This window comes from Flectobacillus rivi, assembly GCF_030056655.1.
Lineage (GTDB): Bacteria > Bacteroidota > Bacteroidia > Cytophagales > Spirosomataceae > Flectobacillus > Flectobacillus rivi.
On sequence record NZ_JASHIE010000012.1, the window covers coordinates 13,037 to 36,380 of the forward strand.

Consider the following 23,344-nt stretch of genomic DNA (forward strand, 5'->3'; position numbering starts at 1 on the left):
CAGACCTTCGCCCGAACCATTTTGATTTCATGTCTTTCAAGAATCTAGTCTAAATCGTTGTAAGCCAAAATTCCGCCTAACACGTTTCTAACATTAGTAAATCCTTGTGACTCTAAAAATGCTTTTGCACGTGCCGAGCGAGCACCTGAACGACAATGAACCACTACTTCTTGTCCTTTCCAGCCATCGATTTCTTCTAAACGGTCTGGCAATTCGCCTAATGGAATCAACAATGCGCCCAAGTTATCTTCTTCGTATTCGTATTCATCTCTTACATCAAGAAAGTTGAATTCTTCGCCAGCATCTAGGCGTTGTTTTAATTCTTCTACTGTAATATCCATGTTTTATTCTGTTTACTTCGTTGAGGTCACAATTTAACGAACGATACTGATTTTGCGAACAAATGTATTACGTTCGTCTGAGAGTAACAATAAATATATGCCTGAATTAAGATTTTCGACTGAAACTCTACTTTCGGAAACTCTTTGTTTCAAAATACTTTGCCCCTGAAAATCGACAAGTTCGACATTACGTAAAGTTGGATCATTCCATGAAACATATTCTTTCGCAGGATTAGGGAATACCACTAATTGTTGGTCTTGAATATCTTTTTCTGTTCCTAAAATTACTTCCTTGACAGTTCCACCCATAATAGGTCGCATCATCAATGCACCATTAGCGGCTTTAAAATCAGCATTATTGGTTTGAGTGGCAAGATTTACCCATTGCGTACCCAAATTATAAAAGTATTTTGAAGAAAACTGTGAAGAGTTTTTATCCAAACCAATAATCAAAGGTTCGCCGTCAGTAAATTGTAAAACACCAATATAGAAAGTATCTTTTACCGCAACTGGGTCAAAAGTATATTCAATAAAACCATTCACCACTTTGCTATATGACACCTTACTATATAATGAACGAATCACATTCCCTGGCTTTCCTTTGTCATTTTCCATGATCTGAATCGTAATGGCATTACCTTCAAGATTGGTCAACATGGGTAATAGATTAATGCGAACTCCCGAAACTACATCATTGGAATTATTGGTAAACTGCGCGGCAATTCGCCCAAAGCCTTTTCCTAAATATGCACCAGCCTCCGCTGTTCCGTCGTCATAAGCATAATAGTCCGAAAACTCCGTTGTTATGCGAATGGTATCGTTTTGTTTTCTATTGATAATAACACCTTCGTCGGTAGTTTTTAGCGCAAATGTGCTTTGTAAACTGTATTTGTCATTACTCAGTTGACTTAAGGTTGTAGCTAGTTTCTGTGCAATTTTCACACTGGATAAACCCGCTGGATTGGGGCTAATCACCACATTGGCCTGAGTAGTTTTTTGTAGTGTTGTATTAGTCAGTAAATCTTTTACGGTAAAATCATAATCAAAAAAGTTATTGACCGCCGTTTGGTTCAAATACACGACATCTGTACTCAAGGAATCATTGAGTTCCTGTGTTGGGCGACGCATAAACTGTCTGACAGGCATAGCTCTATATCGTTTGAGCAGCGATGGCATATTTCGTCTTACCGCCAAATCAGCATAGTATTTATCGTTTTGATTACGCTTGGTATTCAAATAAACATAGTCAATATTCCAAATATCAAACTGTCCAGACTGGCGACCAAAACTCTGAAATCTAAACTGAAATTGGTTATGAAAATACAAATTGCGTGCTCGAATCGGAATCAATACCTGTTGAAAATTTGCTACTTCTTGATCTCCTTTCATCACCCAAACCGTTTGCCAAATACCGCCATTAGTTAAAAACTGTACCCGCAAAGAATCATTCGTATTAGGCTTGTCGCCCAAAGAACTATTTTGCCAAAAGAAACTCAGATATAGAGAATCGGCAGGCAAATAATTGGACAAATCCAATACTTGAGAAGTCAAGGTATCGGTAGGTCCTTCAGCCAAACTATTAACAAAATTATAGGGATTACCATCAGCTTTGAGTCCATCAAAAGTTAGTATATTGATGGTAGGATGATTCGTCGCATAATCATTGTTGACCAACGTACCTCCCGAACTCAACCAATTATTGGTATTGAGTTTGAGTCCATACGAAAAATCGTCAAAGAATGGGAGCTTGGCTGCGTTGGTGGCAGCTACTCTTGCCGCACTAGGTGTAACAGGAGTGCCAAGAGAAATAGTTTGTAGTTGAGCCAAAGTACGGAATTGAGCAATAAAAAAGAGTGGTAAAAAAATTAACCACCCTTTTTTACCCTTTCCGCAGAAAGGCTTCTTAGAACCTATAAAAGTGTAAGAAGAAATGTTTTTCATTTGAACTTTATTAAATACCCATTGGTAGGTTTATTCTCCAGACGGAGGGTTCCCCGCTACCCAAAGGTCAATCATTTCGCCAGCTTTAATTTTGCCATCTTCACAAGCAGGATTCTGACGAATCACTGTGCCTGCTGGTTCGGTCGAATCTGGATCATAAATAACGGTTCCTTTTTGTAAACCAGAACCAGAAATTATGATAATAGCTTCATCGAGCGGTTTGCCTATTAAACAAGGGATTTCTAACTCGACATTACCTGTGCCATTGCCCACGATGAGCGTGACCTTCGAACCTTTTGCAATTAACGTTCCAGCATCGATTTTCGTACCTTGATATTTTACTTCGAGTACCTCATTTTCACGAATATCGTTTTGGTATTCAAGTGAAGGTTTGAGCAAACCCGCAATCAACAACTGTTGTTCGGCACTTCGTACTGACATTTCGGTCAGTTTTGGAAGCTTAATCATTGGAGCCGTTTCGGTATTGATTGTCAAATAAATTTTTCGTCCTTGTTTTACCTTAGAGTTTTCGAGCGGATACTGGGAAAGTACCGTAAGAGGTTTTTTACCAGGTGTAAAAGTACTATCGGTCACTTCGTAGTCCAAGTTTCTTTCGTCCAATAAATCTTCGGCCTCCTCCATTGTCAAGCCTTTCAAGCTAGGCACAGTAATAGTTTCGCCGTGATTGGTACTCCAAGGAAGGTAAATAAAGAAAAATCCAAAAAATAAGACCATTAATAGGCATACAATAATGGCTGCGTGAGTATAGACGTCTTTTTTAGAATTAGTTGGAATTTTGATCATTTCGGTCTTCGTTATGGTATTTGGTGCAATTTACAAGATAAGTTTGTTTTTGGAAAATGCCTTTCACAAAATGCACCATTGGGTTGGGATATTTGAATGTAAGATGTTGAGAAAAGGTTATAAAAACAAGTCCTCGCTAGCGAACCAACGAGGACACATATACTATACAAAATATTAACTTCAGAAATGATAAATTATTATTTAAGGAAAGCTAACGTTCAATAGCTCCAGACTAGCCCCTCCTCTTATCTTCTCTTTAGCTGGGTTAGACAGTTTTCGAAAACCTATCTCAAAGCAACCCTCTTCGGTGTAAATATAGCTTTTATGATAGGTACAATAAGTAATAGGTAGTCCTAAATCATGAATCAGTTCATCTCGGTACTTATACCAAGCACGTTCAGTAATACCTAACTTTTGGGAAAGTTCTTTTGGAGTACCAGTGGCTTTCAGTTTGATAAGCCTATCCAAATAGCGAAGACGTTCACAGATTTTTAGAATCATAAGTGTATAGATATAAGAATGGTCAATAATGAGCTAAGAGAGTATTAATCTTTCGCTTGTGAATATAATTGCTCTTTTATCAAAAAACAAAATATCTTAAAGTTTTACTATGAAATACTTTGTTTTGATGTGACACGTATACTGTAAAAACCGCAATACGGCCTTTTTTTATTCCATCATAAAAGAATAGTTTGAAAATTTATTTAGCACTGAACTATAAGTTCAGTGGCTTCTTTTAAGTTTGTCTTGTACATATAAAATATGTATCAAATTTATGTTCTAACAAAAACTTTAACAACATGAAAAAGATTGAAATTAATCAAATTCAAGTACTACATGGAGGAGGCAGGTGTGAAATGACATCAGGTGCCACTCTATTCTTTGGTGCTGGAACTCTACTCGCTTCTGTCCCTACACCTATGACTTATGCATTAGGAGGAGTCTGTTTCGTTATAGGTGCCGCTGCAGCATATTCTTGTCCATGGACCTAAAAAATTAAAGAAAATGAAAAAGAAATTATCATCAGAGTTAGAAAACATTCAGGGCGGTGGCCCTGTATGTGATTTTGCGACAGGAGCAATTGCTGGTTGGGGCATATCAGGACTAATAGTTGGCGGCATCGCTGCTACAGGTGGAATGGCACTAGCACTTGGAGGATTGGCACTCTCTTTGTACTGTGCAGGCAAAAATGCTGTTTAAATATTGATGTTCAGTAAAGTATATATTTTACAAAATATATACTTTACTATTAACCTTCAGAGGTATGAAAAAAACGATAAGATACTTCTTCCTTATTGCTGCATTAGCAGTCTGGATATACTTTTTGATTACAAATAAAAGTAAATTGAATGATAATCACAGCACCATACTACTTACTGTCATTTTGTATGGAATTCTGATTATTTCCCTAATAGTGAAAGAAATTATTAATCACAAAAAAAGTTGAGTCTACAGCATAAACATTCTAGGCAATAAATGTATATAATCTTAAGCATTAATAATGTAAAATAAGATTCAATAAATTACCTGATTCAGTTGTATTATAGAGGAATTGTTTTGTAAAAATCTAAATAAATTTATTTTATGGGTATGATTTATCAGAGTAAAAATATAACTGTATTTTTACTCCTAGTAGCATTGATAGTGTTATTAACATGCTTAACCAATTTATTTCTAATTTCTGATACACTCTATTACAACACGCTCATTGAACAATTATCAGTAGAGAAAATTGAAAGTATAATAGAGCAATCTCGTAAATGGGCATGGGTAGGATATTTACTTGTGCCAATTATATACTATCTGAAGTTTTTACTAGTCGCTCTTGTTCTACAAACAGGTTTCTTTTTCTTTGATCGTAAAGTAAGTTTTTCCATCATTTTTAAGGCAGTAATGTTGGCAGAAATTCCTTTTTTAGTAGTTCCTGTTATAAAACTATTTTGGTTTTTGTTTATCCAAACGCACTATACTTTAAATGATTTACAATATTTCTTTCCTCTCTCAGCTTTACAATTATTTGATGTACAGAAGCTTCCTTCTTGGCAAGTTTATCCACTTCAGTTAATGAATGTGTTTGAATTGATTTATTGGGTTCTTTTGGCTTATTGGCTCAAAAAACTCCTTAATCTATCTCTCAATAAAAGTATGGAAGTTGTGGCTTCTAGTTATGGTACAGGGCTTTTGCTTTGGGTGGCTTTTATTACCTTTATTAGCCTTAATCTAGCTCCATAAATTTCAATAAATAGACTTTAAAATTGCTATACCTTATGAAAAAACTACTACTATTTGGAATACTTTTCTTGATTTTGACAGCAATTATATATTTTACCTATAGTTCATATCAGAAAATAGAAGAAAAAAGATTTTACGCACAACAAGTACGGCAATTACCTCAAGTCTCTACTTTTGAATGGATTGGTTATAATCCTAAGCCGAACAAGTTTGCAACTATTATACTGTTTTTCCACCCAGAGTGTGAACATTGTCAATATGAAGCTCAAGCCATAACCGAAAATCAAGAAGAGTTCGAGCATGTAAATCTTTGGTGGATTTCTATCGCAGATAGTATTGTGATAGATACTTTTGCCCAAAGGTATCGTCTAAAAAGCTTACCTAATACTTATTTAGCGCACTTGGATGCTACGAAAGTCGAAAAGGTATTTGGCTCTATTTCTATTCCTCATATTTTTATCTACGATGACAAGCATCACTTGCAAAAGGAATTTAAGGGTGAAACTAAGGTAGAAGCCCTTTTGAAATACCTTCATACACAATAATAATCCTACACTATTATGCCTCGTTTACTTGTACTCATTTTTCTTATTCTGACTATTTGGTTCGCTCACTTCTTTCTTCCTCAATTATGAATACAAAAAAAGACAGTCATCAAAATATTAAAGGGTTTGTTTTACAACAAGGTGAATCCGATTGTGGGGTTGCTTGCCTATTATCAGTGATTCGCTATTATGGTGGAGACAGTACACTTGAAACTCTACGAGAGTCAAGCGGCACCAATATTCAAGGAACAAGCCTATTAGGATTACAACAATCTGCCAATAGTTTGAATCTGGAAGCTGAAGCGTTTGAAGTTGATGAGCTTAATGTTTTTAGAAAAGAGGCACGTTTCCCATGTATTCTCCATGTAGTAATTGATGAAAAGCTAGAGCACTATGTTGTTTGTTATGAAGCATCTGAAGATGGAAGTTTTATCATTGGAGACCCAGCCAAAGGTATTGAAATTTGGAACGAGTCAGAACTACTGACACGCTGGAGAACAAGGGCAGTATTAATACTAAACCCAACAGCAGCTTTTGAAAAAGTTTATTCTAGTAATCAGAAAAAGATTGTTTGGTTTAAAGAACTCATCAGAGAAGATATACCTATGTTGGCGATAGCAGCGGTTTTAGGGATTGCTATTGCAGTTTTAGGGATGACTACTGCTATTTTTAGTCAAAAATTATTGGATGAGATTATTCCTCAACATCAAACTCAGCGTTTATGGTTAGGCATGAGTCTACTAGCGTTCTTGTTAGTTGCTAGAGCTGGATTAAGTTATTTGAGAGGCTTTTTTTTACTTCGGCAAAGCCAAGATTTCAACAATCGTTTGATGGACGATTTCTACGGTAAATTACTCCACCTACAAAAGTCATTTTTTGATACTCGTAAAACAGGGGAAATTATAGCAAGGCTAAATGATACCCGTAGAATTCAGCAAGTAATTAGCTATTTAGTGGGCAATGTGGTAATTGATATTTTAGTATTATTAGTTTCGGCATTCTACATTTTCAACTATTCGATAAGTATAGGTTTACTTTCTCTTGTTAGCTTACCTCTGTATAGTTTTTTGGTTTGGAAATACAACCATAAAATCATCAAATATCAAAAAGAAGTAATGAGCCAGTATGCCTCTACAGAAAGCCATTTTGTGGATGCCATAACAGGTATTTCAGTGATTAAATCGGCCAATAAAGAGCGAATATTTACACAAATAGGGAAAGCTTATTACCAACTTTTTCAGCAGAAAATCTATGAACTAAGTACGCTGGGGAATAGATACGGACTATGGAACGAATTACTAAATGTCCTCATTGTTACAGCCATTTTGGCTATATCATCATTTGCGGTATTACATCAAAACATCAAAATTGGAGCAATGATGGCAATTATCTCTATTGTTTCGGGTATGATCGGAGCTGTTAGTCGATTAGCAACAACTAATATTCAACTTCAAGAAGCTAAAGTAGCATTTGAAAGAATGTTTGAATTTACAAATATCAAACCAGAACCTACTCATACATATCATCAAGATAATTATTCGCTACCAGATATAAATTCGTTATCAATTAATAATTTATCTTTTAGATTCGTAGGACGTCCACAACTCTTGAAAAATGTATCTATTTCTGTCAATAAAGGGCAAATAGTTGGGCTTTTAGGAGAAGTAGGATCCGGAAAAAGTATAATATTGCAGATTTTACAAAAATTTCAAAATTTTGAATCAGGAGATATTATTATCAATAAGACTTTATCAATAAAAGATATACCAGCCAGTATCTGGCGTGAACATATTGGCATTGTTCCACAAGATATTAAAATCTTTAATGGCACATTAATTGATAATATTTTGCTCGGAAATGTAATTGAAGAAGGACAAAAGGTTGTTGAATTCTGCCAGTCAATCGGTATATCGGCATTTTTTGAAAATCTACCACAAGGTTATCTTAGCATTGTGGGCGAAGAAGGCATTAATCTTTCGGGAGGGCAAAAGCAGTTAGTTGCTCTTGCTAGAGCATTATATCGTAGACCAAAAGTTTTATTGCTTGATGAAGCTACTTCTGCCATGGATAGTAAAACGGAAAAGTTTGTAGTAGAACTCCTTGAGAAATTAAGTGCAAATATGTGTATAATTTTAGTTACGCATCGTTATAACTTAATGGACAAGATAGACCATATCTACCATTTAGAAAATGGCGTAACCTCACAATCGGAATTATATATATCTTAATTTTGAAAAACCATGAAATTCAAATCCCCAACTACCCTATTATGGTTCGTAATCGCCTTTTATATGTCATCAAGTTCCGATGCTACTTTTTCATTTCAGAAGCTTTCACCGTTCACGAGCTTATCTAAAACACTTTGGTTTATAGGAGGATTTATGGCTGGGATACTAACGGTATATCTTTTTCGAGAGACTGATAGAAAGTGATACGTTAAACATATATCTGTTAGCTGAGGAAACTTTATGGACACAATTTGCACCTTTAACTATTCACCACATGAAAGCAAATCGAAGAAAATTGATAATTTTGATAGAAGTCCTATCAACGGCAGTTGGTGGAATAGCTATTGTTTATGCACTGTTTTTTGCATAGAATAACAGAGGATAAAAAAGGTTCTAAGAATACTTCCCTAATTCGAGACTTAGTCTCGGACTGAATGTTGCTTCTGTTTATAAACCGTTAAAAAAATAAGTCCAAGACTGAGCCTTGAACTAGGAATTTATCAAAACATGAACAATAAACATCAATTCTACAAAGCAGCAAGCTTGACCATTAGTATTCTAATGGTTGTTTTATTTTTCTTCAAAATTTACGAGCTTGAGATTTATGTTATTTTATTCGGTTTGGTTTGCTACCTTACTGGTAAAAGTAAACTTCGAGATACTGAGAAATTAGAATAAAAAAGGCACAAAGAAGCTAAATCCTCTTTGTGCCTTTTTTTATTACTTACTCTTTATTTATTCAATATCTTCATGGCATCTTTACCCAAAACCTGTACAGCAATACTGTCGCTCAACATTAACTGATTCGGTTGAACTTTCGTGTCTTTTATTCTTAGTTCACTATTTCTTCCCCCATTTATTGCTAAACGATCAGCTTTTATATGGTCCAAATTCACGATTAAGGACTGAGAAGAATACAAATCCAAATTGCTTGTTTCGATACCTTTTAATTCAAGTGTCGTACTAGAAATTTGTGATTTTATCCACAAGCTATCTACTTTAAACGTATTGTTTATATTAATTTGGATAGCTTCTCCACTTGTCACATTGATACCTAAAACTCTTGGCAACTGTAATTGCATATAATCTACGGATTCGTTGAGTTCTAGCACCAGGGTATCACCAACATATTTTTGAGTAACACCTTCCTGAGCACTTAACATAGCATACTCAGGATTTTGGGCAATATCCACATTTACATACCTTGCAGCTTTTGCGCTAAATGTCAGATATTTGAACGGCTTTAGGACCAATTTCGTATTCTTATGAGTCTCTTTATATTCAACCAATTTGCCTTTTAAAGTAATATTAAAACTTAATAACCCTATGATGACCAAGGCTGCCATTGTCACAAGGAGTTTGTTGGATGTCTTCATGGATTAATAATTTTCGGTTTTAAAAGCTTCAAATCTATTTTGTAATTCTGAAAAGTCGATTCCCAATAAGTGAATGGCTTTGAAGAACTGAGGTAATTCATTTTGTAAAAACTCTTCACGTCGAAACTCCGTCACTTTATCGTGTGCATCTGTTGATACAAAAAAGCCCATGCCTCTTTTGGTAAAAATGATACCTTTTTGTTCTAAAAAATCATACGTTCTCATAACTGTATTGGGATTAACTTCTAATTGAACGGCAAGTTCTCTGACAGAAGGAACTTTATCTTCTGATGCCCATTGTTTGAGCAGTATTCTCTCACAAATTAGCTCTGCTATTTGTAGATATATGGCTTGGTTTTCTCTAAATTCCATGATGTTAAACCTCCTTTTCCTTTAACTTTAAATATGCAATCAACAACCAAAACAGAGGTAGAACGAAGCGAAGTATAACGATACCTACAGTGATATACGCTGTTAAAAGCGAGCCTTTTTCGGGATTAAACGAGATAGTACTCAAATCGCCAAGAATGTAATGAATCATTAGGTATTCTAATAAGGCTATGATAGCGATACTCGAAAACCCCAAAAAGGCCGTTTTGATTAACGATAATCGTTGGAAAAATAAAGTTCCCATAATCGTAAAAGTCCAGAAGTTCATTAGGAAAGTAACCCCATTGAAAAACATTGTATCCTGAACAGTAAAGTATGTTTCAAAAATCTCTGAATATGGAATAATCGTCCTTTCCATAGGAGTATCTGGATAAGAAAACTTTATGATTTCGAATGCAGCATAATCAATCAATGAATGTGTTGATATAATGACAATTGGATAAACAATAAACACATAAAAAAGTCCACTCAAGAATTTTTCTAAATGCGATGCTGGAAGCAACAGATAACTCATCGTAGAAGGTGTATGAGAAAAATCTCTGAAAATATAGTTGGCAAACAATACTCCTAGCCCGAACATTCCGACAATCAAGCTTCCAAATCTGATGTCTCTATCCACAATAGCACCACCCGCATCACGTCCCAAATAATAAGCTGCAATACACAACAGCACCATTACAACGTAGGTCATGCCAAACAGCTTTCGGTTTTCAACCCAAATGCGTTTGATTAACCACCCTAATCTTTGTATATCTAATGTTTGATTCATGTTTTCTATCTAAAAAATTTTCCCAAGTTTAGTTAAATAATTGCTTGATTACCTGTGGCTTCTCTAAAGCTGCATTGAACAATAACTCCAAATCTACTTTGGTATATGACTCATCTTCGTTTGGAATCACAATACCAAATCCTCTGATAGAATGCTCTGAATAAAGGACTTTTTCATGATTAGTCACTTGCTGAACTGTTTTGAAAGAAAGCTTTTCAGCTATCACATCGGTACCTGCATTGAGCAAAACCTCTCGGTTATCCATGATAATAATCGGGTCAATCAAAGATTCAAGGTCACGTACTTGGTGCGTCGAAATCAGGATAACTCTCTCGTTGGTAATGGAAGAAGCAATGATTTTTCGAAACTGACTTTTCGACGGAATATCCAAGCCATTGGTAGGCTCGTCCATAATAAGCAAAGGCGTATTGGTCGCCAACGCAAAACTTATCAAGGCCTTTTTCTTTTGTCCCAACGACAATTCGGTAAGTCGTGCTGTGCTATCCACCTCAAACTCTTTGAGATATTCGTTCAATTGGTTTTGGGAAAAATTTGGATAAAACACCGCATACACCGACACAAATTCCTTCATGCTGATGGGTGGAATATGTAGTTCTTCGGGCAAGAAAAATAACTCCTGCAAAAACTTAGGTTGTCGCAAATGTGGCGTATGCCCGTTGACAGTACATTGCCCTGATGTAGGCGTAAGTAAACCAGCTATATTACGCAGAAGACTAGATTTTCCAGCGCCATTACGCCCAAGTAGCCCGTAGACATTGCCCGTTTGGAGTTCAAGATTCAGCCCTTCGAATACAGGCTTTTTCTTGCTATAACCAAATCCTAAATTATGTATCGAAACCATATTTTGAGTTTTGAGGTTGAAGTGAAGATTTCTTATTTATGAATATTTTGTTTTTTAATCAATTGCCAAACGTACACGCCTATCCACCACACCAATCCGCCAAATGCGAGTATCTGTGAAGCTCTCAAAGGCATAGTAATTAACACTGCTATTAATATGGGCACCAAACCAATGAGATATAACAAATCTATTTGTATGTTTTTTCTGGTAATCCCTCCCTTCGGAACAGCCCCCTCCTGATCGATGAGCAAGAATTTGAGTTTATCAAAATCCCATATCAAAAGGTAAATATTACAAGCCAAAAAGAAACTTACCACATAAGGTGTTCCTCTCCAGTCCTGCGAAATAGTCACCATCAGAATATTCAGGAACATCGGAATAGCCATTACTGCTCCTAGGGTAGCAAATCGCTTGACCAGCAAACAAAAACCAATGATGATTTGACTAATCGCAATAAACTCGGCAAACAAACCCAATTGATGTTTGGCGAGCACTTCAATCAACCAAGGAGGACCAATGAGTTGGATAAAATTGCCATGTAACATTTTGGTAACCCCAGCACTTAGTAAGATAAAACCTAACCAAAATCGAATACACCCTACAATCCATCGCTGTGTCAGAATAAATTTAAACATAGTGTATTAGTTAAATAGTACACTACAAATATAGAACAATTAAAATTAAAAAGTCAAGTGTGAAATAAAGTCAAATGTAGAGCGGTCGAAAAGGTGGATGAATGGGGAGGAAAAACGAAGACTCTATTTTTTAAAGTAATATTGTTCATTATATTTACTTTATCGCAACCACATTTGATGATACCATGAGTACTACATCTAAAAAAAGACAATATCTTAGCAATAAGCTGAAGGGAGAAGCTAATAATGAAAAGGGCAATAGATTTGAAAATCACTTTGCCATTTTCAAAGTTACTGAATACCTAAACTCATATTCAGAATCGAAAGCACAAGTAGTTTTTTCTTCCCAAGTTGAGGCATTTGTAGATGACTTGCTAATCATTTTAGAAGAAGACAACAAAGAATTTTATCAAATAAAGAATAGCAAATCGCTAAAGTGGGAACATGGCAATAAGCAAAAAAGCTTATGCTATGACTTTTTAAATCAGAAGCGAATTGAAAAAGATCAATACTCCAAGTTCAGATTATTTCTTATTGTAAGTTCTGAGCCCTTACAACTGAGTTTAACTCGATCACTACCTAAAAGCTTACTTCCATACACTGAAGTTGTATTTTTCCCATATTCAGATAGTATTCATAATTTAGTTAGTCAGCACCTAGTTTTTAGAGAAGAGCTTAAAAAGCTAATTGCAGTTAATTCACCTCCAATCGACAAATTGGAAGCCTTGGCAACTGCCATTTTAGGAGTTTGGAACGCTTGTAATAAAAAAGATATATCGCTTGAAGATATATATACTCACTTAGAAAAGATGTCACTATCATTTATCAGACCAAGAGAGATTTTTTATTTATCGCATGAAATACAATTGGTTTTAGATTTAATTCCTAATTTTAGCTACATTGTTCATAATAACTATTTAACATGGAAGTTTAAAAACACCGATACAGGTATCATTCCATTTCCAATCGGAACTCCTGATTTTGAAGAAATTGAGACTGAAATTTTGATCCAAACGCCTAGCAGTTTTGAAGCCTTAGAAACTATTATTGCATAAATCCCATGAGAAGATATACAACTTTTGCCCAACATGATGAAGAAATTCAGGCTAATCTTTCTCTATTAGCTGATAAGCAAACTCGTGCAGAGATTTATGCCAATGCTTTAAATATTTTAGGCAAAAAGCTTGCTGTACTTATTAATCCCAAAATTACCTCTTCTGAAAAGATAGTCCTCGCTTGTACTTCTGAAGATGCCGATTGGCTTGGAAAAGGAATACTACAATCTTTATGGAATACGAATATCAATTTGGCTGTATTTTGGAACCTACGGGCGAAAGTTGCCGATGATAAGGAACTAATAGTAGCTCCTATTGTGAAGTCTTATATCGAAGAAACTTCAAACTGTAAGACCTTAATAATCTGTAAGTCAATTATCTATACCTCATGCGTTGTGCGAACGAATTTGACGTTTCTTATCAATCAAATTAACCCTGATAAAATACTTATAGTTGCTCCAGTCATGTTCAAATCATCAGAGAGTTCTCTTAATCAAGAGTTTGAGTCTTCCATACGTAAAAAGTTTGAGTACATCTACTTTGCTATTGATGATGAAGTTTCTAACGAAGATGAAGTTATCCCTGGCATAGGTGGAAATATATACCAAAGACTAGGATTAGGGGACTCACAGATTAAAAATAAATATATACCTCAGCTGGTAAAAGATAGAAGAAATGCTCTTTCAGTATAAAAACGAGTCATTCCAAATCCAGAGAGTGAGCAAATGAGAGGTTCCTTTTAATATACTTTTTACTTGTAGAGACCTAATGTTATTCGACAAAATAATATCAAAACGGTGTTCGAAATAAGTTTTTCGAACACCGTTTTGAATTAACTGTCGGTATATCTCTTCTATAGAAAGCTAATTTTACCCTTCCCAAAAGCAATAAATAATAATTAAAATACTTTTAAGAAGATTGCTCAAAATTTAGAATGACTAATATTTAATTTGTCTATTTCCTCTCCGCCACCTTATCCACCTGATTCCATACTCTGAACAAGTTTTTGTAACATATCTTTTCGATAGCTTTTTCTGAATAGCCCCTTTTAAGCAAAATATAAATCAAATTCGGTATTTCTGAACAGTCTTTGAGACCATCTGGAAGTGTGGGTCCTACCCCATCAAAATCCGAACCTAGTCCCACGTGGTCGATGCCTGCGATTTTTACGACATGGTCTATATGATCAGCCACTCGCTCTACAGTAGTTAGTGGCGTTGGATACTTTGCCACATATTCCTTTTCAAAAGCCTGTACCTCAGGAGCATCCGCAGGAAGGTTTTTACTTTTCTGAAAAGCTTTTATAGCGTTGCGTTTGAGTTCGTAAGCTTTATTTGAAGCTGAATCCAAAAACATTGAACTAAAATTAATCATGATTACTCCGCCCTTTTTAGCCATTTTTTGAATCAAAACATCGGGGGCATTTCGAATAAAACCTGGCGTAAAACTGCGACAAGACGAGTGCGAAGCAATAACAGGTGCTTTTGACAAAGCTACCACTTGTTCGAAGGTATCATCAGAAATATGTGAACAATCCAACATAATACCCAAACGATTCATTTCGCGCACCACCTGACGACCAATCGGGCTCAAACCACCCCATGTGCGTGTGGTATCGTAGGAAGTATCGCAAATAAAATTATCTTCTCCATGACACAGGGTGATATAGCGAACACCACGGTCGTAGAAATGCTTGAGGTTCTCAAGATTGCTCTCTACAGGCGAGCCGTTCTCCATACCCATTGGCAAAGAAATCAAGCCTTTCTTGAAGTTTTGTAAAATGTCGGCTGGACTTTTGGCCAAAGCAAACTTGTCGGGATAGGTTTTGGTTAAATTTTCTACCAAATCAATCAATGAATCCGCTAAAGCTTTCGAAAAACCCTTTCTTTTCTGTAAATCAGCAGGCACATATATCGACATAAAAGGCGCTGTCAAACCACCCTTTTTAGCTCGAACATAGTCAAAATCACCGCCCACAGTTTGCACAGAAACATCCTCCATTTTGCCGTGTAAGCGATATGGTAGGTCCACATGGCCATCAACGATGACAAAACGATGGGCTAATGCCTCTGCTTTTTTCTTCAATGCCTCATCATCCGTCGTTGTTTTGATGGTAGTTTTTTGCTTTTGAGGAATCGTCGTTGATGAAAAAGAGATAAAAGCAAGATTTAATAAAAATATTGTAATGAGAGGTAGTGTTTTGCGCATATCTTTTCAAGAAATTAGTTTGTTTATTTAATCTATAAAATTCTTTGGAATAAATCTTTAATTTGCACCACAAATCATAAAACCATTTTTATATCATGAAAAAATACGTACTACTTTCGGTAGGCGAACTATTGGTTGACCTTATCGGAACAGAATTGGCCTCTAGCATATTAGAAACACCTGTATTTGAGCGTTTTCAAGGAGGTAGTCCTGCCAATATGGCCGCCAATATGGCTCGTTTGGGGCAGCCTGTGGCGTTGATTTCTTGTATTGGAAATGACAACTTAGGTGTTTTCTTACGTGAAGAAGTAGCCAAAACAGGAATCGATACACAGCATATTGCCGTCGACCCACTTCAGCCTACGAGTATTGTAGTGGTATCTCGAACAAAAGGAACGCCTGATTTTATCGCTTATCGTACAGCCGACAGGATGTTGCAACCACAACATATCTCTGATGAGTTATTATCTGAATCAGCGGTATTTCATACTACTTGTTTTGCCTTAAGTCAAGAACCCGCACAAAGCACCATTGTAGATGCCGCTAAGCGTGCCAATGCTTTGGGTTGCCGTGTGAGTATCGACTGTAATTATGCGCCTCAAATCTGGCCTGATAGAGAACAAGCCTGGAAAGTCATTTCAGCCTATTGCGGGCAAGATGGACTGGTAAAACTCAGTGAAGACGACGCCGAAAGATTATATGGTAAAAAAGTTACGGAAGAACAGATTTTGGAAGACTTTCATGCCATGGGTGCCGACCTTATCTGTTTGACAAAAGGGGGCGATGGTTCTGTTATTTCTTATAATAAAGGAAAAGATAAAATTACGGTAGGCGTAAAACCTATCGAAGTCATAGACGCTACAGGTGCAGGAGACGCCTATTGGGCAGGTTTTTTGACTGCCTTTAGCGAAGGGAAAACACCAGAAGTTTGCTCACAAGCAGGTGCTAACTTAGCAACACTCAAATTAGTCACCAAAGGTCCACTTCCTGCCAAAGTTGACAAAGCATTACTTTACATTGATTAGTAACAAGGCAAAGAGGCACAGAGTAATCTAACAATCACTCTGTGCCTCTTTGCCTGTTCACTTTGTTACTGAAATTAGGTTTTACACTGCGTGCTCTCAACCAGTTTATCTGGTAATATTTTGCCTTATGTCGAAAGCCTGCCTTAGGTTGTCTCTTTTTAAGTGCTCTTTTTGAGTAAAAAAAAAACATCCTAGACTTTTGTATAAAACTATCTATTAAAAAATATATGATACAAAAGTTTATTAACGGATGTCTTTTGGTATGTGCGCTCACTTTTACAGCCAATGCCCAAAAGGAAAAATGGACTTCATTATTTGATGGCAAAACCTTAAAAGGTTGGAAACAACTTGGTGGGCAAGCTAAATATGAGGTTAAAAATGGTGAAATCGTGGGTACTACGGTTTCAGGAACTCCCAACTCATTTTTGTGTACAGAAAAAGACTATGGTGATTTTGTTTTCGAAGTAGAACTTAACGTAGCTGAAGGCATGAACTCAGGTATTCAGTTCAGAAGCTTATCGAAACCAGATTATCAAAACGGTCGTGTACACGGTTATCAAATGGAAGTTGACCCATCAGACCGTGCTTGGTCGGGTGGTTTGTATGACGAAGCTCGCCGTGACTGGTTGTATATCCCAAACATCAACCCTGCTGGACAAAAAGCTTTCAAACGTGGTGGACAATGGAACAAATACCGTGTGGAGGCAATTGGCAATGTAATTCGTACTTGGATTAACGATATTCCAGTAGCTTGTTTGATTGATGATGTGACAGACAAAGGATTTATTGCTTTGCAAGTACACTCAATCGGTAAAGACCAAGCGCCAGGACAACAAATTCGTTGGAGAAATATCCGTATTCAAACAGGTGCAGATATTCACCCTCACCCTGCCGACAACACACCTGTTGTGAACCTTACCCTCAATAATCTTTCTGAGCAAGAAAAATCACAAGGTTTTAAATTATTATTCAACGGTAAAGATTTTACAGGTTGGAGAGGCGTTCACCAAGATAAAATGCCGACTATCCACTGGAAAGTGGTAGATGGTGCCATCAATGTGAGTCCTTCAGATGGTTCGGAAACAGGCAACGACATCGTAGCAACCGAACAGTACGGGGCATTCGAACTAACATTTGAGTTTAAATTGTCAGATGGTGCTAATGCTGGGGTAAAATATTTTGTAAACGAAGACTTCGATTCAAATGGTAAATCTGGCGTAGGTCTGGAGTTTCAAGTATTAGATGATGAAAAGCATCCTGATGCGAAAATGGGAGCAGTGGGCAATCGTACCTTGGGTAGTTTGTATGACTTGATTCCATCTTATAAGCCAGACAAACGTTTCCAAAGAAAAATTGGAGACTGGAACCAAGGTCGTATAATTGTATATCCAAACAACATGGTGCAACATTGGCTCAATGGCTTCAAGGTAGTAGAATACGAAAGAGGAAGTAACATTTTCAAAGCACTTGTAGCTCGTAGTAAATATGCCAAATACGATGGTTTTGGTATGGGCAAAACAGGAAATATCCTCCTCCAAGACCACGGCGACAACGTATCATTCAGAAATCTAAAGATTAGAACAATAGAAAAATAGCCTTAAGCAGTAAGCTGTAGGCTTTAAGCACTGCCTACAGCTTACTGCATAAAGCCTTTTGCTGTAATATTTACCTCCCAATTTTACCTAGTAACTAATCATTTCAAACTCACTGTTTATCATGGAAAGAAGAGACTTTGTCAAAAAATCAGCTATTGCATCTTTAGGTGCTTTGGCATTTAGTCCAAAATCATACTCAAAAATTATAGGAGCCAACGACCGCGTACGTGTAGGTTGTGTGGGTTATTCTGACCGTTTCCGTGCCTCTCACGTACCTCCATTCAAAGCATTCATGAAAGAAATGAACTTCGAAATGGTAGCAGTTTCAGATCTTTGGAATCGCCGTCGTGAAGAAGGAAAAGCATTTTTGGAAAAAGAATTAGGCAACTCAATCACCACATATCGCAACAACGACGAGCTATATGCAGCCAAAGCAGTAGATGCTGTATTTATCTCTACGGCTGACTTCCAACACGCTATTCATACAATCGAAGCAGTACAAGCTGGCTGTGATACTTATACCGAAAAACCACTTGCTGAAACGATGGATGATGCTCGTGCGGTATTGAAAGCCGTAAAAAGCTCTGGAAAAATCGTACAAATTGGTTCTCAACGTCGTAGTGGTCAAAACTACTTCGCAGCAGAAGATTATATCAAGTCAGGTAAATTTGGTGACATCAAAATGGTAGAATTGATGTGGAACGTAAACCAGCCAGGTCGTTGGAGACGTCCAAAGTTGACTTCTATCTTGAAAGAATCAGATATCGACTGGAAACGTTTCTTAATCAACCGTCCTGCTGATACTTTTGATCCACGCAAATATTTAGAATACCGCTTATTCTGGCCATATTCTTCGGGTATTCCTGGTCAATGGATGAGCCACCAAATTGATACTGTACACTGGTTTACAGGCTTAGAGCACCCACGTAGCGCTGTAGCTAACGGAGGAATCTACCAATGGAACGACGGTCGTAAAAATGCAGATACGATGACAGTGGTATTTGATTACGGTCCTGAAAATGATAAAAACAAAGGCTTCCAAGTACAGTTTACAAGCCGTTTCTCTAATTCTGCGGGTGGTACAAAAGAAATTTACTATTCAAATGGCGGTGAGTTAAATCTTGATACAAACAAAATCTCTCCTCGTGGTGGTTTGACAGAAAGAGAAGCAGCAGAAATGGGCTTAAAAGCTAATTTGTTGCCAGAACTTTCGTTGAGTGAAGTAACTAAGATTGAAACTAATGCGAATACAGGTTATGACATATTGACGTCTAACCACATCAGAAACTGGATGGAATGTGTTCGTTCACGCAAAACACCAAACGCTCCAATCGAAGCAGGTTATCAACACTCAATCGCTTGTATCATGGCCAATGCAGCTTATCGTACTGGCGAAAGAGTAACGTTTGATGCAAAAACACAAAACGTAATGGCTGGGTCAAAAATCTTCAAATACTAAGATTTGACTTTAACATACTAGTAAAAGCGAAATCCCACTCAAAAGGTGGGATTTCGCTTTTATAAAGGTTCAAGAAAATACAGTTAGATATTTAGGAGCTTAATTTAAGCACGAAATTTGTCCTCGTAATTGACATTTTCGACGTCTTGAAATGGTTGCTTTTAGGTTATTACTCAATATCAGGTTCTGATTTTTGGCGTCATAATTTCTGATATGTGCACAATTAATCATATAGGTTTTATGAATTCTTTCAAACCTATAATCTTTCAGCATATACTCAAAAAACTTGATAGTACGGGCAAAAAGATACTTTTCCCCACTTTTCATGTATATATACGTGTAATTGCAATCAGCCTGCAACATCACAATTTGTTGAATAGGTATCTTGATTCTCTGAAATCTAAATTCAAGATAACCATGTGTAGTTGTGCAAAAGTTTTCGAAATTCATAAATATTCAATTGAATAGGTTAAAATATAAATCATATCAAATTATGAGGTAGTATAAAGGCTCATTTACGAGCGTAAAAGGCACTCTATTTTTTCATTGTATCCTGAATCCATGTACGGAAAGAAGCCGTTCTGGTAAAGGTACTAATATCACCATACGCACCATCTTTTAAGCCTACAAGGGGCTCTGTCACACCTCCGTTGAGCACACCAATAACTGTCCATTTAAAATTAATTTTCATTAATAATGGTCCTCCACTATCTCCTTGCACTGTTGTAGCTTCCCAATCCAAAGCCTTGTTAGTACTTGTACCTGAGCCCAAGGCTTTTTCTTGGTCATTGGCATAGCTATCTCCTAGTGTGTTAATTATTCCTGATGGATCATCAAAGTCAAAAGCCAAAGTTCCTCCTTCATAGTTTACCCCACTTATCACATGAGTAAGTCCTCCCATACGGCGATCCAATATATTTTCTAAGGCATGTTTTTTAGAGCGTTTGCTAGCATCCTGTCCCGCTTGAGCACTATAATCGCCATAACCAGCATACCATACTGTACTTCCGATAGTTTCAGCATCCATGGTAAAATTCACAGCAGCAGGGGTTACAGATGTTATCGGCGAGGCAAGTTTTATTAACGCAATGTCATTTCCATATTTATAAAAATCACCGCCATCTAACCAGCTCGGTGCTATATACAAGGCCGAAACCTTACGTGTTTCGATTGGATTATTTGGGTCTGCTCCTACCAAAATACTCAGCTTTGAGATACTCGTTGGAGCAGTATCTTTGGCAGGATCAAAAAAACAATGACCTGCCGACAACACCCATTGCGATCCAATTAGAGTTCCTGTACAAGTACCGCTAGCTTCGCCATGATCAGCGTTGATAAACACTACTGGTGTAAAATCAGGATAATCAGAGGTATTGAATGGAGCTTGATTGGTGGCAACGGTTTCGTATTTTGATAAAGGTATATCGTGACGAACACCAAATGTAGCAGGTACATCTGTTGGCGCTGTTCCATCGGTATTGGGGGTTGCATCATTATTTTTACTACAGCCAAATAGAGCCAAAGAAGCAAGAAATAGATATAAAAATCTTCTGATGTTCATCATAATTTTGAATAGACTTTTATCAAATAAATACTTAGGATATAAAACCAACGGTCTCATCAATCCAATTTATGCCGCCACATAAATCAGATAATGTTAACAGACCGTTGGAGGGTTGTCATAGCCTAAACAACATTACAAATGTAGGCTTCCCGATTTTAGTAAATCAGACTTCCCTCTTGAATGGATGTTTTTGATGAATAGATGGGCATTTTCTTTACATGAATAGTAAATTATCATTCAAGCATTTGAACAGCATAGAAAATCGCCCCAAAACAACCGCTCCATTGTGCTGAAAACCATTCCTCAAAGATTTTAGTGTAACTCCATTTTTAGTCCTAACTTTGAATATATACTGACAACCATTAAACCAAAATTTCAGATGACCCCGTCTAAACAACATGCTTTTATCAAGAAGGTAAAAGACATCACTATAGGAAGTACAATCGCTTTGAGTTTATTCGGACCAGCGGTTTTATTACAAAGTTGTTCGAGTAATCAAAACGATGATGGAGACTATGAAGAGGTAGAAGTTTATAAAAAAGGTGTAAAAACATATATATCAGAAACCAGTAAAGGCGTTTTTAAAATAACGAAAGAAATTGAAACCGATGCGGATAGCTCGGTGGCATACGTCACTTATTTGGATGGAAAACAAGACACCTTATCGCCAAGGGCTGTAAAAGCGCTTATTGACCAAGACGTGGCTAAACATCCTCAACATATTGGGCAAAGCTCAAGTTTATCAAATGCTTTACTTTATGGTGGTATGGGATATTTTTTGGGTAGAACTCTGAGTCCTAGCTACTCAAACTATCGTCCCGATTTGTCGAGCAATGGTTTTAGCTCTACTCAAACCCAAAACGATACTACACACAGGCGTCGCTATCACACTGGTAGCAGTCTTTGGAGTCGATATTATGTAAGTCAGCAGGTATATAATAGTTCTCAACAAGTACATCATGCTATTAATACCTCTCGTACAACTTTTAGTAGACCAACGGGTGGGCGCTCTGGCTTTTTCCACAGTAGCTCACATGGAGGATTCCATGGCTAAATAGCCTAATTTTATTTCACCCAATTTCAAAATTTATGATTCATTTAAAAAGTTTAAGTAACTCGCCTGAGTCAGCTCTTCGTAATGCCGACTGGTATTGGATGCTTGGAGAGGATACACAAAGTTATTTGACCAACCAAGTAGTGGTAGTTTCTGAAACTGAAGCTGAAAAGTATTATGCCGCAGTCAATGAGCTATATGAAATGTACATTGAGGCAGCTCAACATGTCATTGACCAAAACAAATTTGCTGAATTAGGTATTCCTGAAAATCTTGTCGAATTAGTAAAGTATTCTTGGGACAACGACCGTCATTGGCATATTTACGGACGTTTCGACTTAGCTGGTGGACTCGATGGAAAGCCCATCAAACTCATTGAATTTAATGCCGATACAGCTACCTGTATTCCCGAAACAGCAGTTGTACAGTGGGCATCGTTGAAAGCCAATCGACTGGACGAAACACTTCAGTTTAATACTTTGTACGAATCTTTAGTGGCTCAGTTTGGCGAAATGCGCAAGCAAAATCCTGACCATGAACCAACGCTTTTGATTTCGACGATGGAGGGCTATCCAGAGGACGACACCAATATGCAGGTATTGGGCGAAGCAGCCCGTGAGGCGGGTTTTGAGGTAGCTTTTGAGCATATCGAACGCACTGAGTTTTCGAGCGTAGAAGGTATCTACAAACAAAGTTCCAACGATGGCAGTTTCACTCGCTATGATTATTGGTTTAAGCTTGTACCTTGGGAATATATCGGTTGGGACGAACCAGAATTAGCTCAGATTTTGACAGATTTGGTTACAAATGAAAAAACAATTGTGCTAAATCCTGCCTACACACTTCTTTTCCAATCAAAAGGTATCTTGAAAATTTTGTGGCAATTATTCCCAAATCATCCACTTCTTTTAGAAACAGCCTCAACACCATTAGTCAATAAGACTTCTGTCGAAAAAGTTCTTTTTGGTCGTGAAGGTGCTAATGTTAAAATCTTGGATACCGCAGGAAATGCCGTTTCGGAAACAGAAGGAGAATATTTTGAACAGAATAAAGTTTATCAAGAATACGTCGATTTCTTGCAAGATGCGGAAGGGACCTACTATCAAGCGGGCGTATTTTTTGCGGGCGAAGCTTGTGGCTTAGGCTTTAGAAAAGGAGGAAAAATCATTAATAATACGGCACAATTTGCTGGACATATTATCGAGTAATTTAGTGAGTGGTGATTTAGTGAATGAGTGATTATTTTAAAATAATCACTCAT

At 36.9% G+C, this 23,344-nt stretch carries 25 protein-coding genes; 13 read left to right on the forward strand and 12 right to left on the reverse strand.

Annotation, left to right across the window (positions count from 1 at the left end):
• Nucleotides 1-44: 44 nt before the first annotated feature.
• The 4 genes from QM481_RS16975 to QM481_RS16990 form a co-directional block, all read right to left on the reverse strand.
• Nucleotides 45-341: a rhodanese-like domain-containing protein gene (locus tag QM481_RS16975; RefSeq protein ID WP_283382592.1), complete on the reverse strand. Its 297-nt coding sequence runs from the start codon at nt 339-341 to the stop codon at nt 45-47.
• Nucleotides 342-374: 33 nt separating this feature from the next.
• Nucleotides 375-2,282 carry a T9SS type A sorting domain-containing protein gene (locus QM481_RS16980; protein WP_283382593.1) on the reverse strand — a complete coding sequence of 636 codons (1,908 nt, stop codon included), beginning with the start codon at nt 2,280-2,282 and terminating at the stop codon, nt 375-377.
• 30 nt (nt 2,283-2,312) lie between these two features.
• Nucleotides 2,313-3,086 (reverse strand): PASTA domain-containing protein, encoded by a 774-nt coding sequence (locus QM481_RS16985; RefSeq protein ID WP_095167050.1) that lies wholly within the window; start codon nt 3,084-3,086, stop codon nt 2,313-2,315.
• A gap of 201 nt (nt 3,087-3,287) precedes the next feature.
• Nucleotides 3,288-3,587, reverse strand: a complete 300-nt coding sequence (locus tag QM481_RS16990) for a hypothetical protein (protein ID WP_283382594.1) — start codon at nt 3,585-3,587, stop codon at nt 3,288-3,290.
• A gap of 504 nt (nt 3,588-4,091) precedes the next feature.
• Between QM481_RS16990 and QM481_RS16995 the strand changes: the two genes are divergently transcribed.
• The 6 genes from QM481_RS16995 to QM481_RS17020 all read left to right on the forward strand — a co-directional run bounded on the left by QM481_RS16995 (nt 4,092) and on the right by QM481_RS17020 (nt 8,769).
• A complete protein-coding gene (locus QM481_RS16995; protein WP_283382595.1) occupies nt 4,092-4,286 on the forward strand; it encodes a hypothetical protein in 195 nt (64 codons plus the stop codon).
• Between the two features lie 384 nt (nt 4,287-4,670).
• Nucleotides 4,671-5,318 carry a hypothetical protein gene (locus tag QM481_RS17000; RefSeq protein ID WP_283382596.1) on the forward strand — a complete coding sequence of 216 codons (648 nt, stop codon included), beginning with the start codon at nt 4,671-4,673 and terminating at the stop codon, nt 5,316-5,318.
• Nucleotides 5,319-5,353: 35 nt separating this feature from the next.
• A complete protein-coding gene (locus QM481_RS17005) occupies nt 5,354-5,863 on the forward strand; it encodes a TlpA family protein disulfide reductase (RefSeq protein ID WP_283382597.1) in 510 nt (169 codons plus the stop codon).
• A gap of 86 nt (nt 5,864-5,949) precedes the next feature.
• Complete coding sequence (locus tag QM481_RS17010; protein WP_283382598.1) at nt 5,950-8,091, forward strand: peptidase domain-containing ABC transporter; 2,142 nt, start codon at nt 5,950-5,952, stop codon at nt 8,089-8,091.
• A 12-nt stretch (nt 8,092-8,103) separates the two neighbouring features.
• Nucleotides 8,104-8,295, forward strand: a complete 192-nt coding sequence (locus QM481_RS17015) for a hypothetical protein (RefSeq protein WP_283382599.1) — start codon at nt 8,104-8,106, stop codon at nt 8,293-8,295.
• A 303-nt stretch (nt 8,296-8,598) separates the two neighbouring features.
• Nucleotides 8,599-8,769: a hypothetical protein gene (locus tag QM481_RS17020; protein ID WP_283382600.1), complete on the forward strand. Its 171-nt coding sequence runs from the start codon at nt 8,599-8,601 to the stop codon at nt 8,767-8,769.
• 53 nt (nt 8,770-8,822) lie between these two features.
• On the opposite strand, the gene QM481_RS17025 is transcribed toward QM481_RS17020, so the two are convergent.
• From QM481_RS17025 to QM481_RS17045, 5 genes are read right to left on the reverse strand one after another with little or no spacing between them, the layout of a single operon-like run.
• Nucleotides 8,823-9,437, reverse strand: a complete 615-nt coding sequence (locus QM481_RS17025) for a hypothetical protein (RefSeq protein WP_283382601.1) — start codon at nt 9,435-9,437, stop codon at nt 8,823-8,825.
• Nucleotides 9,438-9,470: 33 nt separating this feature from the next.
• On the reverse strand, nt 9,471-9,839 hold the full coding sequence (locus tag QM481_RS17030) for a GntR family transcriptional regulator (protein ID WP_095167038.1): 369 nt from the start codon (nt 9,837-9,839) through the stop codon (nt 9,471-9,473).
• Nucleotides 9,840-9,843: 4 nt separating this feature from the next.
• Entirely contained in the window at nt 9,844-10,626 is a 783-nt protein-coding gene (locus tag QM481_RS17035; protein WP_283382602.1) for a hypothetical protein, read from the reverse strand.
• 28 nt (nt 10,627-10,654) lie between these two features.
• Nucleotides 10,655-11,488: an ABC transporter ATP-binding protein gene (locus tag QM481_RS17040; protein WP_166552973.1), complete on the reverse strand. Its 834-nt coding sequence runs from the start codon at nt 11,486-11,488 to the stop codon at nt 10,655-10,657.
• Between the two features lie 32 nt (nt 11,489-11,520).
• A complete protein-coding gene (locus tag QM481_RS17045) occupies nt 11,521-12,123 on the reverse strand; it encodes a hypothetical protein (RefSeq protein WP_283382603.1) in 603 nt (200 codons plus the stop codon).
• Between the two features lie 185 nt (nt 12,124-12,308).
• Here QM481_RS17045 and QM481_RS17050 point away from each other — a divergent pair, with 185 nt between their 5' ends.
• Together QM481_RS17050 and QM481_RS17055 are read left to right on the forward strand one after the other, a co-directional pair.
• Complete coding sequence (locus tag QM481_RS17050) at nt 12,309-13,178, forward strand: hypothetical protein (protein ID WP_283382604.1); 870 nt, start codon at nt 12,309-12,311, stop codon at nt 13,176-13,178.
• Nucleotides 13,179-13,183: 5 nt separating this feature from the next.
• Nucleotides 13,184-13,870, forward strand: coding sequence for a hypothetical protein (locus QM481_RS17055; RefSeq protein ID WP_283382605.1), 687 nt, complete (start codon nt 13,184-13,186; stop codon nt 13,868-13,870).
• 262 nt (nt 13,871-14,132) lie between these two features.
• Here QM481_RS17055 and QM481_RS17060 read toward each other — a convergent pair whose 3' ends face one another.
• Nucleotides 14,133-15,386, reverse strand: a complete 1,254-nt coding sequence (locus QM481_RS17060) for a dipeptidase (RefSeq protein ID WP_283382606.1) — start codon at nt 15,384-15,386, stop codon at nt 14,133-14,135.
• Between the two features lie 95 nt (nt 15,387-15,481).
• Here QM481_RS17060 and QM481_RS17065 point away from each other — a divergent pair, with 95 nt between their 5' ends.
• From QM481_RS17065 to QM481_RS17075, 3 genes are all read left to right on the forward strand, one after another.
• Nucleotides 15,482-16,411, forward strand: a complete 930-nt coding sequence (locus QM481_RS17065) for a carbohydrate kinase family protein (RefSeq protein ID WP_283382607.1) — start codon at nt 15,482-15,484, stop codon at nt 16,409-16,411.
• A 227-nt stretch (nt 16,412-16,638) separates the two neighbouring features.
• A complete protein-coding gene (locus tag QM481_RS17070) occupies nt 16,639-18,006 on the forward strand; it encodes a 3-keto-disaccharide hydrolase (RefSeq protein WP_283382608.1) in 1,368 nt (455 codons plus the stop codon).
• A gap of 121 nt (nt 18,007-18,127) precedes the next feature.
• Entirely contained in the window at nt 18,128-19,465 is a 1,338-nt protein-coding gene (locus tag QM481_RS17075) for a Gfo/Idh/MocA family protein (protein WP_374760915.1), read from the forward strand.
• Nucleotides 19,466-19,564: 99 nt separating this feature from the next.
• Here QM481_RS17075 and QM481_RS24925 read toward each other — a convergent pair whose 3' ends face one another.
• Together QM481_RS24925 and QM481_RS17080 are read right to left on the reverse strand one after the other, a co-directional pair.
• The gene (locus QM481_RS24925) at nt 19,565-19,915 is read right to left on the reverse strand and encodes a LytTR family DNA-binding domain-containing protein (RefSeq protein WP_374760916.1); all 351 of its coding nucleotides are present in this window, start codon (nt 19,913-19,915) and stop codon (nt 19,565-19,567) included.
• Between the two features lie 85 nt (nt 19,916-20,000).
• Nucleotides 20,001-21,029 (reverse strand): S1 family peptidase, encoded by a 1,029-nt coding sequence (locus tag QM481_RS17080; protein ID WP_283382609.1) that lies wholly within the window; start codon nt 21,027-21,029, stop codon nt 20,001-20,003.
• Between the two features lie 379 nt (nt 21,030-21,408).
• On the opposite strand from QM481_RS17080, the gene QM481_RS17085 reads away from it, so the two are divergent.
• A complete protein-coding gene (locus tag QM481_RS17085) occupies nt 21,409-22,083 on the forward strand; it encodes a Cj0371 family chemotaxis-regulating polar lipoprotein (RefSeq protein ID WP_166552963.1) in 675 nt (224 codons plus the stop codon).
• A gap of 35 nt (nt 22,084-22,118) precedes the next feature.
• Nucleotides 22,119-23,291, forward strand: a complete 1,173-nt coding sequence (locus tag QM481_RS17090) for a glutathionylspermidine synthase family protein (RefSeq protein WP_283382610.1) — start codon at nt 22,119-22,121, stop codon at nt 23,289-23,291.
• The last annotated feature ends 53 nt before the right edge of the window (nt 23,292-23,344 follow it).

Excerpts from the sequence above, each read along its gene's own strand:
- QM481_RS16975 (WP_283382592.1), bottom strand. The coding sequence starts at position 341 with ATGGATATTACAGTAGAAGAATTAAAACAACGCCTAGATGCTGGCGAA.
- QM481_RS16980 (WP_283382593.1), bottom strand. The coding sequence starts at position 2,282 with ATGAAAAACATTTCTTCTTACACTTTTATAGGTTCTAAGAAGCCTTTC.
- QM481_RS16985 (WP_095167050.1), bottom strand. The coding sequence starts at position 3,086 with ATGATCAAAATTCCAACTAATTCTAAAAAAGACGTCTATACTCACGCA.
- QM481_RS16990 (WP_283382594.1), bottom strand. The coding sequence starts at position 3,587 with ATGATTCTAAAAATCTGTGAACGTCTTCGCTATTTGGATAGGCTTATC.
- QM481_RS16995 (WP_283382595.1), top strand. The coding sequence starts at position 4,092 with ATGAAAAAGAAATTATCATCAGAGTTAGAAAACATTCAGGGCGGTGGC.
- QM481_RS17000 (WP_283382596.1), top strand. The coding sequence starts at position 4,671 with ATGGGTATGATTTATCAGAGTAAAAATATAACTGTATTTTTACTCCTA.
- QM481_RS17005 (WP_283382597.1), top strand. The coding sequence starts at position 5,354 with ATGAAAAAACTACTACTATTTGGAATACTTTTCTTGATTTTGACAGCA.
- QM481_RS17010 (WP_283382598.1), top strand. The coding sequence starts at position 5,950 with ATGAATACAAAAAAAGACAGTCATCAAAATATTAAAGGGTTTGTTTTA.
- QM481_RS17015 (WP_283382599.1), top strand. The coding sequence starts at position 8,104 with ATGAAATTCAAATCCCCAACTACCCTATTATGGTTCGTAATCGCCTTT.
- QM481_RS17020 (WP_283382600.1), top strand. The coding sequence starts at position 8,599 with ATGAACAATAAACATCAATTCTACAAAGCAGCAAGCTTGACCATTAGT.
- QM481_RS17025 (WP_283382601.1), bottom strand. The coding sequence starts at position 9,437 with ATGGCAGCCTTGGTCATCATAGGGTTATTAAGTTTTAATATTACTTTA.
- QM481_RS17030 (WP_095167038.1), bottom strand. The coding sequence starts at position 9,839 with ATGGAATTTAGAGAAAACCAAGCCATATATCTACAAATAGCAGAGCTA.
- QM481_RS17035 (WP_283382602.1), bottom strand. The coding sequence starts at position 10,626 with ATGAATCAAACATTAGATATACAAAGATTAGGGTGGTTAATCAAACGC.
- QM481_RS17040 (WP_166552973.1), bottom strand. The coding sequence starts at position 11,488 with ATGGTTTCGATACATAATTTAGGATTTGGTTATAGCAAGAAAAAGCCT.
- QM481_RS17045 (WP_283382603.1), bottom strand. The coding sequence starts at position 12,123 with ATGTTTAAATTTATTCTGACACAGCGATGGATTGTAGGGTGTATTCGA.
- QM481_RS17050 (WP_283382604.1), top strand. The coding sequence starts at position 12,309 with ATGAGTACTACATCTAAAAAAAGACAATATCTTAGCAATAAGCTGAAG.
- QM481_RS17055 (WP_283382605.1), top strand. The coding sequence starts at position 13,184 with ATGAGAAGATATACAACTTTTGCCCAACATGATGAAGAAATTCAGGCT.
- QM481_RS17060 (WP_283382606.1), bottom strand. The coding sequence starts at position 15,386 with ATGCGCAAAACACTACCTCTCATTACAATATTTTTATTAAATCTTGCT.
- QM481_RS17065 (WP_283382607.1), top strand. The coding sequence starts at position 15,482 with ATGAAAAAATACGTACTACTTTCGGTAGGCGAACTATTGGTTGACCTT.
- QM481_RS17070 (WP_283382608.1), top strand. The coding sequence starts at position 16,639 with ATGATACAAAAGTTTATTAACGGATGTCTTTTGGTATGTGCGCTCACT.
- QM481_RS17075 (WP_374760915.1), top strand. The coding sequence starts at position 18,128 with ATGGAAAGAAGAGACTTTGTCAAAAAATCAGCTATTGCATCTTTAGGT.
- QM481_RS24925 (WP_374760916.1), bottom strand. The coding sequence starts at position 19,915 with ATGAATTTCGAAAACTTTTGCACAACTACACATGGTTATCTTGAATTT.
- QM481_RS17080 (WP_283382609.1), bottom strand. The coding sequence starts at position 21,029 with ATGATGAACATCAGAAGATTTTTATATCTATTTCTTGCTTCTTTGGCT.
- QM481_RS17085 (WP_166552963.1), top strand. The coding sequence starts at position 21,409 with ATGACCCCGTCTAAACAACATGCTTTTATCAAGAAGGTAAAAGACATC.
- QM481_RS17090 (WP_283382610.1), top strand. The coding sequence starts at position 22,119 with ATGATTCATTTAAAAAGTTTAAGTAACTCGCCTGAGTCAGCTCTTCGT.